This window comes from Ahrensia kielensis DSM 5890 (assembly GCF_000374465.1).
GTDB lineage: Bacteria > Pseudomonadota > Alphaproteobacteria > Rhizobiales > Rhizobiaceae > Ahrensia > Ahrensia kielensis.
In genome coordinates this window covers 295,508-308,072 of record NZ_KB894531.1, presented here as the reverse complement: position 1 = coordinate 308,072, position 12,565 = coordinate 295,508, and the positions used below count along the sequence as shown (strand labels likewise).

The 12,565-nt window shown below is 49.5% G+C and carries 14 protein-coding genes; 7 read left to right on the top strand and 7 right to left on the bottom strand.

Features of this window, described 5'->3' with window-relative positions; genetic code table 11:
• Positions 1 to 38 precede the first annotated feature (38 nt).
• Positions 39 to 815, bottom strand: a complete 777-nt coding sequence (locus C504_RS0113325) for a COG3904 family protein (protein ID WP_018689855.1) — start codon at positions 813 to 815, stop codon at positions 39 to 41.
• A complete protein-coding gene (locus C504_RS0113320; RefSeq protein WP_026317496.1) occupies positions 812 to 2,122 on the bottom strand; it encodes a hypothetical protein in 1,311 nt (436 codons plus the stop codon). The genes C504_RS0113325 and C504_RS0113320 overlap by 4 nt, the downstream gene beginning before the upstream one ends.
• Before the next feature lie 256 nt (positions 2,123 to 2,378).
• Between C504_RS0113320 and C504_RS0113315 the strand changes: the two genes are divergently transcribed.
• On the top strand, positions 2,379 to 3,146 hold the full coding sequence (locus C504_RS0113315; protein ID WP_026317495.1) for a DUF1223 domain-containing protein: 768 nt from the start codon (positions 2,379 to 2,381) through the stop codon (positions 3,144 to 3,146).
• 364 nt (positions 3,147 to 3,510) lie between these two features.
• Positions 3,511 to 3,909 (top strand): DUF2794 domain-containing protein, encoded by a 399-nt coding sequence (locus C504_RS0113310; RefSeq protein ID WP_018689852.1) that lies wholly within the window; start codon positions 3,511 to 3,513, stop codon positions 3,907 to 3,909.
• Positions 3,910 to 3,913: 4 nt separating this feature from the next.
• Here C504_RS0113310 and C504_RS0113305 read toward each other — a convergent pair whose 3' ends face one another.
• The 4 genes from C504_RS0113305 to C504_RS0113290 form a co-directional block, all read right to left on the bottom strand.
• Positions 3,914 to 4,489, bottom strand: a complete 576-nt coding sequence (locus C504_RS0113305) for a GNAT family N-acetyltransferase (RefSeq protein ID WP_018689851.1) — start codon at positions 4,487 to 4,489, stop codon at positions 3,914 to 3,916.
• 101 nt (positions 4,490 to 4,590) lie between these two features.
• Positions 4,591 to 5,367: a Bax inhibitor-1/YccA family protein gene (locus C504_RS0113300; RefSeq protein ID WP_018689850.1), complete on the bottom strand. Its 777-nt coding sequence runs from the start codon at positions 5,365 to 5,367 to the stop codon at positions 4,591 to 4,593.
• Between the two features lie 239 nt (positions 5,368 to 5,606).
• A complete protein-coding gene (locus tag C504_RS0113295) occupies positions 5,607 to 8,156 on the bottom strand; it encodes an ABC transporter permease (protein WP_018689849.1) in 2,550 nt (849 codons plus the stop codon).
• A gap of 1 nt (position 8,157) precedes the next feature.
• Positions 8,158 to 8,859: an ABC transporter ATP-binding protein gene (locus C504_RS0113290; protein WP_026317492.1), complete on the bottom strand. Its 702-nt coding sequence runs from the start codon at positions 8,857 to 8,859 to the stop codon at positions 8,158 to 8,160.
• Between the two features lie 117 nt (positions 8,860 to 8,976).
• Here C504_RS0113290 and C504_RS0113285 point away from each other — a divergent pair, with 117 nt between their 5' ends.
• The 4 genes from C504_RS0113285 (at position 8,977) to C504_RS0113270 (ending at position 11,040) form a co-directional block, all read left to right on the top strand.
• Positions 8,977 to 9,567 carry an arylesterase gene (locus tag C504_RS0113285; protein ID WP_018689847.1) on the top strand — a complete coding sequence of 197 codons (591 nt, stop codon included), beginning with the start codon at positions 8,977 to 8,979 and terminating at the stop codon, positions 9,565 to 9,567.
• 102 nt (positions 9,568 to 9,669) lie between these two features.
• Positions 9,670 to 10,272: an RNA 2',3'-cyclic phosphodiesterase gene (thpR, locus tag C504_RS0113280; protein WP_018689846.1), complete on the top strand. Its 603-nt coding sequence runs from the start codon at positions 9,670 to 9,672 to the stop codon at positions 10,270 to 10,272.
• A 25-nt stretch (positions 10,273 to 10,297) separates the two neighbouring features.
• Positions 10,298 to 10,591, top strand: a complete 294-nt coding sequence (locus C504_RS0113275) for a 4a-hydroxytetrahydrobiopterin dehydratase (RefSeq protein ID WP_018689845.1) — start codon at positions 10,298 to 10,300, stop codon at positions 10,589 to 10,591.
• Positions 10,592 to 10,659: 68 nt separating this feature from the next.
• The gene (locus C504_RS0113270; RefSeq protein ID WP_026317490.1) at positions 10,660 to 11,040 is read left to right on the top strand and encodes a YkvA family protein; all 381 of its coding nucleotides are present in this window, start codon (positions 10,660 to 10,662) and stop codon (positions 11,038 to 11,040) included.
• Here the strand turns inward: C504_RS0113270 and C504_RS0113265 are convergent.
• The gene (locus C504_RS0113265) at positions 11,037 to 11,612 is read right to left on the bottom strand and encodes a sigma-70 family RNA polymerase sigma factor (RefSeq protein WP_018689843.1); all 576 of its coding nucleotides are present in this window, start codon (positions 11,610 to 11,612) and stop codon (positions 11,037 to 11,039) included. The genes C504_RS0113270 and C504_RS0113265 overlap by 4 nt on opposite strands.
• Before the next feature lie 298 nt (positions 11,613 to 11,910).
• On the opposite strand from C504_RS0113265, the gene C504_RS0113260 reads away from it, so the two are divergent.
• Positions 11,911 to 12,426, top strand: coding sequence for an invasion associated locus B family protein (locus C504_RS0113260; RefSeq protein ID WP_018689842.1), 516 nt, complete (start codon positions 11,911 to 11,913; stop codon positions 12,424 to 12,426).
• Positions 12,427 to 12,565 lie beyond the last annotated feature (139 nt).

Sequence of the window (12,565 nt, the reverse complement as noted above, 5' to 3'; positions counted from 1 at the left end):
AAGGCGGCATCTTTTGGTGCCGCCTTATCCAACACGGATTAGTCCGTGGTAATGTTGAAATTTCTCAATTCGTCACTGCTTAAATAATAGAGCTGTGACGGCGGTGTTTCGAGGGCAAAATTCCACACCGCAGGTTCAACGCCCATTTCTTCAAGATAACGCGTAATGCGCGCGGTGGTTGATTGCGCTTCAGACATGGCCTCTGCCGCCGATACCGGATCCCCGCCTGCCGTGTAAATCTGGTGCAGGCCAAACGCTGCTTTTTTATCGACCGTGCGGTTTGTACCTGATGCAAAAATCAAAGGGCAAGCCGAGGCACATAAGGCACCATCTGCGATTTTCGTGTCATAGCCCTTCTCGCGGATGAGCGCGCCCATCGTCAACGCGCTTTGTAAAAAGCCGCCCGGACTATCGAGCGAAATAGTTTTGACATATTCGCCAATCTTGTCGATTTCGCTCGCAAACAAGGTGGCTGTTTCAGGCTCTATTGTACCGGTCAATTGCAATACGCCTTCGCTGCCAAGTTTTATACTCATAGACGCGCGATGCGCATCAGCGGGAGTGGTCACAAAGTCAGGGCGTATCGTTTGCGGTGCTTGCGGAGAACCGTCATTTGGCGCTGCGGCAGGCAATACGGGCACAGGCCGCGCACCATCAGGTACTTCATATGAAGCGCTGCGTTGCAACTCCTGATAATCGATATAGAGCGTGCCAATAACACCGCCAACCATGCCGAAGAACACAGTTTTGATAAGCTTGGTGTCATCATAACGCGCCCAGATACGGCGCCAGAGCGATTGCGTAGCGGCCGTCATTTTTTAACGATGCTCGAAATCGGCGTAACCGAGTTCTTAAGTACGGGCTCATCTTGCTCCGCAGGCGGCTCGTCAGGTGCGCTTTTGGTCACTTCAAGATTGGCATCCGCTTGGTTCTCCAAACTGCTCATCTCGCGGTAAACAGCCAGCGCGCGCATCATATCGGCAGCCGACATTATTTCTGCATCGGCCTGAATTGCCCCTTCGCGCATCGATACGCTTTGCGCAATAGCAAGCATAAACACGAGCATGGCAGGCAAAAGATCGATTGAAATCGCTCCTGCCCAACTTGGAGCAAAATCGCTCGCATAGCGGATGACGGCTTCTGCGCTGGAAAGCGGCTGGAACCTGCGGCTGGCAACGCGTGGCTCGGCCATTATTTCATCGGCGGCTTGCGCCAAAGCTTGAGACTGCGCCTCAACGGAAGATTCAACAGTTGCCATAATTTGGCTCTGCCGCGCGGCAAGATTAGCGTCTAACCCGTCCGCAATCGGCGCGATGAAACCAATAGATAGATCTTCAGCAGCACGCTTAACAGACGGCGCAATTGAGGTTTCCTGCAAAGCGGCGATCACGCCCGACAAAGTGACGGCTTCTTCTGCATAGCGGTCGGCGCGCGGCTGTACCGGACCTGGCGCAGAAACGAGCGTGCGCATGGCAGACAAATGTGCACGGCCTTTTTCAAAGAGAGTTTCTGTCTGTGTGCGCGAATTACGGATGGCATCGCCAAGCTCATCAAGCTGCGCGCCCATTTGACCAAGCAATTGCACGACGGAACCTGAACCTGATGTTCCGGTCAAAGCACCATTGCTTCGTTCATCTTCAGCCAATCGGCTAAAACGCTCTGATGCACGTTGCACATCTGGCAAAAGACTTTCGGCAGAAAGTGCTCGCCCATGCGCAGCGTCTAGATCGCCTGCATATTCTTCCAAGGTCACGGCCAAATGCTGTTCAAGCGCAGCAGAGCCAGCAAGCGCCGCCGCATTGAGCCAAGATGACATGGCGATAATCATACCGCCGCCAACAATCATCACGCCGATCAAGGCAAGCCTTCCGGAGCGTTCAATAATCAACGGAAAAAATCGCATCAGATAGGCCCAGAAAACATAAATACCCACCGAAACAGCGCTTGCATAAACGATAGCGGCAAAAAATATCTGACTGGCAGAACCATCAAGCAAGCTGCGCACGCCAAGATAGGTGTAAACACCACTCGCCAAAGCCAAAATCGCCAGCGCAAAATGCGTCATGGCACCAACATTTGTCATCTGGCTGCGTATTTCGCCCGCTCGTGCACCGTTTCTCATCAATCCACCTTTAATAATTCCGATTGTCTGTCCTGACGTCTGAATACGACAAGGGTAGGGCGAACAATCCAATTTAACCAGAAACAAAATTCCGCTGTGCAAATTTTAAAATGTTCAGATGGGCTATTTTTTGATCAAGCAGCAATCCATCACATATTAAACTCTTCACTTTATGGCTCCTCACCGTAAAGTGAGTTTTCAGTGAGGTCATGACTATCTAGGCTGATACTCATTGAGAACGATGAAGGTAGCCAAGATGAAAATCACCCAATGGGCGCGTGTCGCGCTCTCAAGCGTCGCGTTTAGCCTCTGCTTGGGAACAACAGCGATAGCGCAAAACGTACCCAAACTTACTGGCGTCGTTGAATTGTTTACGAGCCAAGGTTGCTCATCTTGCCCGCCAGCCGATGCCGCATTGGAAGAATTCATCGAGCGCGATGATATTTTAGCGCTGTCTTACCATGTTGATTATTGGGATTATATTGGCTGGAAAGACACGCTTGCAACGCCAAAGAATACCGCGCGCCAATATGAGTATCGCAAAACCTTTAATGCGCGCAGTGTTTATACGCCGCAAGCCATCATCAATGGCCAGTCGCATGAAGTAGGCTCTCGCAGTGATTCCATTCGCGAGAAATTAGCCAGCGATGCCGCTCAAGAAAACAGCTTAAGTGTACCTGTTACACTCGCGAAAAACGGCAATCGTATCACTGTCAAAGTTGGCGAAGGTTCAGTGCCGCAAGCTGCTGGTGTGAAACTCATGATCGTCTATTTTAAAACAGAAGCGCCGGTAGATATTCAACAAGGCGAAAATGCCGGCAAAAAAATCAACTATAAAAACTCAGTCATAGACACCGAAGTTTTAGGTATGTGGGACGGTATGTCCATGAGTGTTGATATTCCAATCAATGAAATTAACGCCCATGATGCCGATGGCTGCGCGGTATTGCTTCAAGCGATCACGGATGAAAATTCGCCCGGTACAATTCTCGGCGCAGCTAAATTGATGAAACAAAAATCATAATCAAAGTGGATTATGCTGCCCTTTAGGCCGGTTCAATGTTGCTGGAAGGGGCTGGGGGCTAGAGAATCCCAACAATCGTAGAACCGGCCGTAGGCATCCGCTCGATTTCAAACGGTGCTAGGGTAACTAACACGCCCGATCGGGCTTGAATGGACCGCGTTAGCCCTCAAACCATTGATTTTAACTGCGGCACGCGCACGGCAGAAATGCGGCGAGACTGTGACAACTGATCACGCTTCAACTGCAAATGTACGACTTTGTGAGCAGTCTATTAAGCCGGAATTAAGGACTTATAATCTCAAGCGGCACAATATAGGGCGGCGCTTGCAAAGTTGGTAATTTCAAGCGACCATCGCACAAACCGATGGAGAAAATCATCAGCAAGAAAATCATCAGCAAGCAAAGCAATAGCGTCGACAATGTCGTATCGATTATAGATGCCCGTAAAAAAGACCCAAAAACTGAAGTAAAGTTCGACCGCCGTGAACTCGACCAGATTTTGCAGGTTTATTCTTTTATGGTGGCAGGCGGTGATTGGCGTGATTACGCCATTGATCATCTACAGGACAGAGCTGTGTTTTCAGTGTTCAAACGCACCTCAGAAATGCCGCTCTTCCGAATTGAAAAAGACCCTAAACGCGCCCAAAAACAAGGCGCTTACAGTGTTATTACAGCGGCCGGACAAGTCATTAAACGCGGTCATGATTTAAAGTTGGTGCTAAAGGTTTTCGATAAAGCGATCAAACTCGTTCAATCAGACTAGCGCTTTAAGGCTTGGTTTTTTGCCGATATAATGTGCCCGGATAAGCATCCAAATCAGGATCTGTGTCAGCACCCTCGCCAAGCGATAGTTGCATAAACACCGAATCAAGCCATTTTCCATGCTTAAAGCCCGTCGCTGGCATTTTGCCGATATGATAAAACCCAAGCTTTTCGTGCAAGCGCATAGAAGCAATATGCGCTGCCCCGCCAATCACACTAATCATCTGGCGAAAGCCAAGTTTCGTGCAACGCGCGATCAACTCAGCCATTAATTGGCCGCCAACGCCCTGACCTTGCGCCTTGTCATCAATATAGACCGAGTTTTCGCAACACCAACGATAGGCTGGCCGCCCCCTAAAGGTGCTCGCATAGGCATAACCAAGAAGCGTATTATTGTCATCGACGCCGACTATATAAGGAAAGCCGGCATCTTTAATGGCTTCCATCCGCATCAGCATTTCGGCTTCATCAGGCGGATCAAGTTCAAAACTCGCCGTGCCATGCAAAACAGCTTCTCGGTAAATAGCGGTGATTGCAGCAATATCTTCTGCAACAACATCACGGATTATAAGTTCAAACATAGCACACTCCAATGGGTACTCATCTGATACTCAAGAATCTTTCGCTGCGAAACAAAAAAGGCGGCCCGAAGACCGCCTTTTGAAATTTATTTTTGTTCAAATCACTCGCGATTACCGAGGAAATACAACAAGAACTGGAACATATTGATGAAGTCCAGATAAAGCGACAAAGCGCCCATTGTTGCTTTCTTGGAGATAGTTTCGCTGCTATCGCCACCATAGAACATTTCTTTGATTTTCTGCGTATCGTAAGCAGTTAGACCTGCAAAGATCAAAACGCCGATACCGGAAATTGCGAACTGAAGTGCAGATGATTGCATGAAGATGTTCACAACCATCGCAAGCAAGAGACCAATCACGCCCATGATAAGGAATGAGCCCATGCCCGTCAGATCACGCTTGGTTGTGTAACCATAAAGCGATAGCGAAGCGAACGCGGTCGCAGTGATAAAGAATGTCTGAACAACCGAACCCGATGTGTAAACGAGGAAGATTGACGACATTGAAACGCCCATCAAAGCAGCGAATGCCCAGAACATAGTGCTTGCTGTTGATGCTTTAATATTTTCGATACGGAAGCCCATAAAGAAAACGAGTGCAAGTGGCGCAAGCATAACAACCCAGCGCAAAGGCGAGCCGTAAAGCAATGAACCGAAGTTCGTTAGCATTTTACCATTGCCCAACTGTGCTACAGCCTGAGACGGATCAACAGTTGTTGCCAATGAAACAGTTGCCAAAGCAGTCAAACCTGTAATGGCAAGACCGCCGCCCATCATATTATAGACGCGCAACATATAAGAACGCAGACCAGCATCGACGCTCGCATCATAGCGACCAGCCGTCTGTGCGGTTTTTTGATAATTTTGATATTCAGCCATAGTGACCTCTAAATCTAGCAAAGTGTCCCGTCGGGTGTCCGATCTCAAAGCTATTTTTGAAACCGAGGCGCCGCTGGCGGGACTCCAGCATGCCTGTTTCCAATATGATGAGAATATTTGGTCAAAACAAGACCATAAGACTCAAGAATCGCAGTAAAAACGCCGATTTGACGTTTTTACTGAAATCGAGATCAATTCGTTAACAAACGAAGCGAACTTATTAACGAACTTGGCGGCTTCTATAGGTTGCGCAGCACTGGCGCTGCTTTTTGTCCCAAGACTCGCCATGTGCCTGCGAGGCCAAAACCCACCGTACAAACCAGCGCGATGATAATCGTAGCCGCAGCAATATTTGGCTCAAAGGTCCAAGGAAGCGTCATAATGCGGCTAACGATAAACCAAGCCGCAAAACCACCTGCGCCCAAAGCAAACACAGCCGTTGCAGCACCTAAAAGCGCATATTCGGTCACAAAAGCAGCGATAAGCGTTCGGCGCGTCGCCCCAAGCGTTTTAAGAACAACCGCATCGTGAACCCGTGCGCGGTTACCAGCGGCAAGCGCGCCTGCCAAAACCAGAACCGAGGCAATGAGCGCAACAGATGCCGCAGCGCGAATAGCTGTTGCTAGCTGACCAACAACACGGTTGACCACATCAATCGCGTCTTTCACCCGCACCGTTGTAACAGCCGGAAAAGACTGCGTCACAGAAGTTAAAATAGCTTTCTCGGTCGCACTGTCAGCTTCTGGCATAGTCAGCGTGGCGAGCCATGAATGGGGCGCACCTGCAAATGTATTGGGCGAGAAAACCATCACGAAATTGATCGCAAGGCTTTCCCATTCCACTTGCCGCAAATTGGCTATTTTCGCCGTGATATTCCGGCCAAGAACATTGACTGTCACCGTGTCACCAATGGTGAGACCTAATTCGCCCGCTTCTTCGGCAGCAAAAGACACCAGCGGTTCGCCAACATAATCAGCATCCCACCAAGTTCCCTCTGAGAGGGTTGAGTTTTCAGGGATGTTTTTCGCATAGGTAATACCGCGATCACCGCGCAGAACCCATCGCGCTTCTGGTGGCACATTAATGGTGGCTACATCTTGCTCGTTAAGCGCAATAACGCGGCCACGCAGCATCGGCACACGCACCAGCTTGCCATTGTCTTGCACTTCATTTTCAACCAGCCTTGCGAAATCTTCTACGACATTGGATTGAATATCCACAAAGAAGAAATTCGGCGCTCGCTCGGTAATATTGCCCGCAATTTGACTGCGCAAATTACTATCAATAAGCGCCAGCGTTACCAGCAATGTGAGACCAAGACCAAGCGCCAAAACCACAGATGGTGTTAAAGCTCCTGGGCGGTGAATATTGCCGACAGCAAGGCGAAGCGGCGTGCCTTTGATCGTACCGACACGGCGCGCAGCGGCCATAAGCAGAAGCGACACAAAGCGCAAAACCACAAATGCGAACAGAACACCGCCAAGAAAATAGGCGGCGATTTGGCGATCAACAGAGAAGTAAATCGCAAGCCCCGCCAGCAAAATCGCAGCAACAAGTGCACCTGCCCAATAGACAAAGCGCGGCAGACTGTTAGCGGTCAGATTTTGATCTCTAAAAAGGCTAGACGCGGCAATATCGCGTGCACGGCCAAGCGGCAAAAGCGCAAACACAAATATTGTGAGCGTGGAAAACAAAACAGCAAGACCCAATGCGCCCGGATAAAGAAAACCGGTTGTTGGTAGCGGGATAACACCCGCCAATGCCGCCTTGGCAGCAATCGGCGCAATCATCGCCAAGATTAAACCAAACCCAATGCCGATCGCACCAACAATCAATATTTGGAAAAGATATATCAGCGACACCAGATCGCCCGGTGCACCCAAACATTTAAACGTCGCAATAACATTGCGTTTTGAATCGAGAAAAGCGCGCACTGCATTGGCAACACCAACGCCGCCGGTCACCAGCGCGGTCAAACCAACAAGCGTTAAAAACTGCGCAAAGCGTTCAACATTAGATGAAAGCGCTGGCGCTGCATTGCCGCGTGAACGCGTGGACCAACCCGCATCTGGATGCGAAGCATTTGCGCTGGCGATCGCAGCTTTAATATCATCGCTTTGCGTGCCTTGCGGCATGCGGATTTTATAAACGCGCTCGACAAGCGATCCAGGCTGGATGAGCCCTGATGCTTCAAGCCCCTGCGTGCTCATGACAAGCCGCGGTGCAAAACCAATGCCGTCCGATAGCGCATCAGGCTCTTCATTGATGATGCCGCGTATCTGATAGGTCTCATTGCCAACCAGCACATTATCGCCAACTGCAAGGTTTAGGCGGTCTAAAAACAGTGGTTGAACAATCGCCCCAAAGGCACCATCGCGCTTTGCAAGCACATCATACTCATAGGCAGGTTCGGTCTTAAATTCCCCGTAAAGTGGATAGGCCTGATCAACTGCTTTAACCTCAACCAAGGCCTGATCAGACTGATCGGCAAGCCGCGCCATGGAACGACTATTGGCACTAACTGCCACATCACCTAAATTTTGAAGCGTTGCAAATTCATCAGGCGTCGCATCGCGCTGATTGAGTTCAAACCGCACATCGCCGCCAAGAATGGTGCTGCCTTCTGATTCGATACCTTGCGTGACCGCTTGGCTGACCGCATTTACGCCGCCAATGGCAGCGGTGCCGAGCGCAATACAGGCAAGAAACACATAAAAGCCCGAAAGGCCGCCGCGAATTTCACGACATGCAAAACGCCATGCCAGCGCAATCATATTCGCATTGCTCATGTTAAGCCGCCGTCTTTGATTTTGCTTTGGCATCAGCTTCCACAATGCCGGAATTAACGCGCACCTTGCGGTCGCAAGACGCAGCAAGCGCGGCATCATGCGTAACAAGAACAAATGTCATGCCGCGTTCTTTTTGTTTTTTGAAAATAAGCTCTGAAATCTGTTCGCCCGTTGCCGAATCAAGATTACCTGTCGGTTCATCCGCAATTAGAATTTTCGGATTTGGCGCAAGCGCACGTGCCACAGCAACGCGCTGTTGTTCACCGCCAGATAATTGTCCCGGATAATGTGTGAGGCGGCGACCAAGGCCAACGGCCTCAAGCTCTGCGCGCGCAATATCAAACGCATCCGCAACACCGGCAAGTTCCAATGGTACGGCGACATTTTCAAGCGCTGTCATATTGGCAATCAAATGGAAGGACTGGAAGACGAACCCGATATTCTTACCGCGAAACTGCGCAATTGCATCTTCGCTCATGCCGCTAAGCTTAGCGCCAGCAACCGTCACCGTGCCGCTATCGGCATGTTCTAATCCCGCCAGCACCATCAGCAATGTTGTCTTGCCTGAGCCCGACGGCCCGATAATGCCAATCGCTTCGCCCGCATCAATCGTCAGGTCCACATTTTTGAGAACATGAACGGCACTTGCGCCCTCGCCCAACTTCAAATTGACATTTTTTAAGTCGATCATGGGTTCAGACACGGTAATTACTTCCTATATGGTAGGGGAGACTGTTGAGTTAGCGTAACGTTAAATGGGAATTCTGTACCAATGTTCAAATTATTGTCGCGCACTTTTTCGTTATGTGGACTAATTGTAATGTTTGCTATGACGCCTGTTCACGCAGAAAAACTGCAAGGCGTTGGCTTTGGCGACAGTCTCATGGCCGGTTATCAGCTTGAAAACGGAAACGGTTTTCCAGACCAATTACAAGCCGCGCTTCGTGAAAAAGACCACGACATTGCAATCGCCAATGCGGGTGTTTCTGGCGATACAACTTCGGGCGGCCTTGCGCGGCTTGAATGGTCAGTACCCGATAATACCGATTTTGTCATATTAGAACTTGGCGGCAATGATGCCTTGCGCGGTATTCAGCCCGACATAACGCGCCAAAATCTTGACCAGATGATTGAAGCGCTGAAAGCCCGCAACATTGATGTTCTTCTTGTTGGCATGATTGCGCCGCCCAATATGGGCGATACCTATGGCGCAGCCTTCAATAAAATCTACGCCGAGCTGGCTGAAAAACATAATGTGCCGCTTTATCCTTTCTTTCTTGAGGGTGCGATTACCAATCCTGAACTGATGCAGGCAGATGGCATTCACCCCACAAAAGAGGGCGTAAAAATCATGGTTGAGAACTTTCTACCCTTTCTTGAAACTTACCTCGCCGCGCAAAAGACTGAGTAGAATTCAGTCACTGCCTTGCATCTGTTACAAAACCATGATCGGCTCACTTAAAGGGGAAAAGTGATTTGCTCGCCAAATCGCGCAGTTAATGGGGATCGTCTGATGCCACGTTTGTTTGCCGCCTTGGAACTACCGCACGCCACCATGATGCATTTATCAATGATGCGCGGCGGCCTGCCCGGTGCCCGATTTATCGATCCGGAAAACTATCATCTAACATTGCGCTTTATGGGCGATCTTGAAAATCATATCGCCGATGAAGTGGCGTTTGAACTTGGGCGCATCGATCGCAAACCATTTGATCTAACGCTTTGCGGCCTTGGTGTATTTGGCGGCAAGAAACCACATTCCTTGTTCGCAGTTCCCAAAAACTGTCCTGAGATTTACGAATTGCAGGAAGACATAGAACGCACATGCCAAAGGCTAAATCTGCCTGCCGACTCGCGTAAATTCACACCCCATATTACGATTGCGCGTCTGCGCAATGTAACGGCTGAACGCGCTGCACGCTTTTTATCTGAGCGCGGTGGATTTTACGCGCCGCCGGTTAAAATCAAAGACTTCGTGCTGATGTCATCGCGCGATTCGATTGGCGGCGGCCCTTACCTTCGTGAAGAGATATATCCACTAACACGCGACCAATATGCCGTGGGTAATCTGGATTATGACCAATTAGCGGATCGAAATGTTGCTGCGATGCGTTAGTCTCTACATAACGAGGAGAAACATCATGGCGAAACCAACGCTTAATCAAGACGAATTGAACACCGCCCTTGCAGAGCTTGAAGGCTGGGAGCTTTCCGGCGACGGCAAGTCCATATCTAAAAAATTCAAATTCTCGAACTTCGTGAACGCATTTGGTTTCATGACCAAAATGGCGATTGTTGCTGAAAAAATGAACCACCACCCTGAATGGTTCAATGTGTACAACCGTGTTGAGGTGACGCTGACCACGCATGATAGCGGCGGCATTACTGAATTGGATGCTAAGTTGGCTGCCAGAATGAACAAAGCAGCAGCATAAACGTTGTGGTGCAAATGCTTCGAAAGCTTGAAGCATACGAAAGCAATCACCATTTATAGATTATGCAAATGAAGAGCGATAAAATAGAAGAAATCCTAGAACCCGGTTCGGAGCGCCAGCGCAACAACCGTGAGGAAAGAGTGCGCGAAAAATTCTGGTCTACATTGCGCAAGGCAGCAAATATTTTGCCAATGGGCGAAGAAGTAACCGCCGCCTATTACTGCGCCCTCGACAAAGAAACGCCGACCAAAGTGCGCGGCACATTGCTAGCGGCTTTGGCCTACTTCGTGCTGCCTTTGGATATTGTGCCAGATTTTATTCTAGGCCTCGGCTTTACGGATGATTTGGCGGTCATCATGGCCGCAATTGGTGCTGTTCGCTCCCACATCACGGATGCACACCGTTTGGCAGCAAGGCAGGCACTTGCCGAGAAAAGCGACGATATTTAAAACTCGGTATCGACCAGCGCATCATTTTCAAGCGCCCGCCGCAAACGCCCAAATGCGAGGCGTATGCGCGATTTAACTGTGCCTAGCGGCAAGCCGGTCTGTTCTGAAATCTGACTATGCGACAGTCCTAGAAAAAACGCCTGCCGAACAAGTTCAATCTGTTCTTGCGGCAAAGATGCCATAGCCAATTGCACCCGCTCATCGCGTTGATCATCATCCATGGCCTCATCGGCAGGCTGAACGCTTGCAGGCTGCAAAAGCGGTTCATCAGGGTCTAAAAGAGCCGTTTTATCACGGCGCGCAAGATCAATGCGCCGGTTTCGTGCCACACGGAAAAGCCATGTGCTGAGCGATGATTTTGAGGCGTCATAAAGATGCGCTTTATGCCAAAGAACGAGCATCACCTCTTGCGTTAAATCTTCGGCGGCCCCTTCGCTCATATTCAAGCTGCGTAAATAACTTTTCAAGCGCGGTGCAAAATAATCAAACAGTTGAGCAAAAGCCTGCCGGTCTTTTGATGTGGCAACGTGCAATGCAAGCACGGCAAACTCTTTTTGCAGTTCAGTGCTCATATAGTTGGTGGTCCGACGTCAACACGTTTGAAAATTCTCCCATGAATCGATTGTAGGGCATGATTACAAGAATTCACGCAATATTTTATTTTTAGGCCAAACTCTTGCCGTTTTTGGGGAACACCACAACCTTAGGGACTTCAGACTAGGGTTTAAACGGGGCCGCTTTGAGAAAAAATCACATTTTAAAGCTTTTGTTTAAGCTTTAGTAACCGCATTAAGCCATTTTCAAAGTTAACCGCGGCGGCAGCGTTCGCATCGCGTCGTCATCGCCAAACCCACAAAAGTGGTAGGATATATGTTTCAGGGATCTAAAATAACAACGTCAATTCTAGCCGCAGGCGCACTTTTCGCTGCAACGGCTGTCGCTTCTGCACAAACGCCGAACCGGATTGGCCAATTCAATGACTGGAGCGCGATCAGCTATCAGGGTGCAAACGGTAAGGTCTGCTATGCAGTCTCCGTTCCGACATCAAACGCGCCAGCTTCTGTAAACCATGGTGATAATTTCTTTGTGGTAACACAGCGCCGAGGCTCCAACGTTTCTTACGAGCCGCAATTCATTGCTGGTTACACATTAAAAGAATCATCGAAAGTCACCGTCACGATTGATGGCAAAAGCTTCTCGTTCTTCTCAAAAGCCAACACGGCTTGGACAGAAAATGCAGCCGAAGATCCAGCGATTGTTGCTGCGATGCGCGCTGGCTCAAAAATGAGCATCAAAGCTGTTTCGCGCCGTGGCACAAACACATCTTATGAATATTCATTGTCCGGCATCACGGCCGCGCTTAATGCTATTCAAGCTTGCAAGTAATTTAAGTAATTCTTGCATTTAAATCCTTCGGGGTTTCAATCATTAGACGGTCGGGCAGCAATGTCCGGCCTTTCTTGCATTTAACCTATGCAGCACACGATAGTGACGGGAACATCAATTCATGATAGGCCGCGCTAAA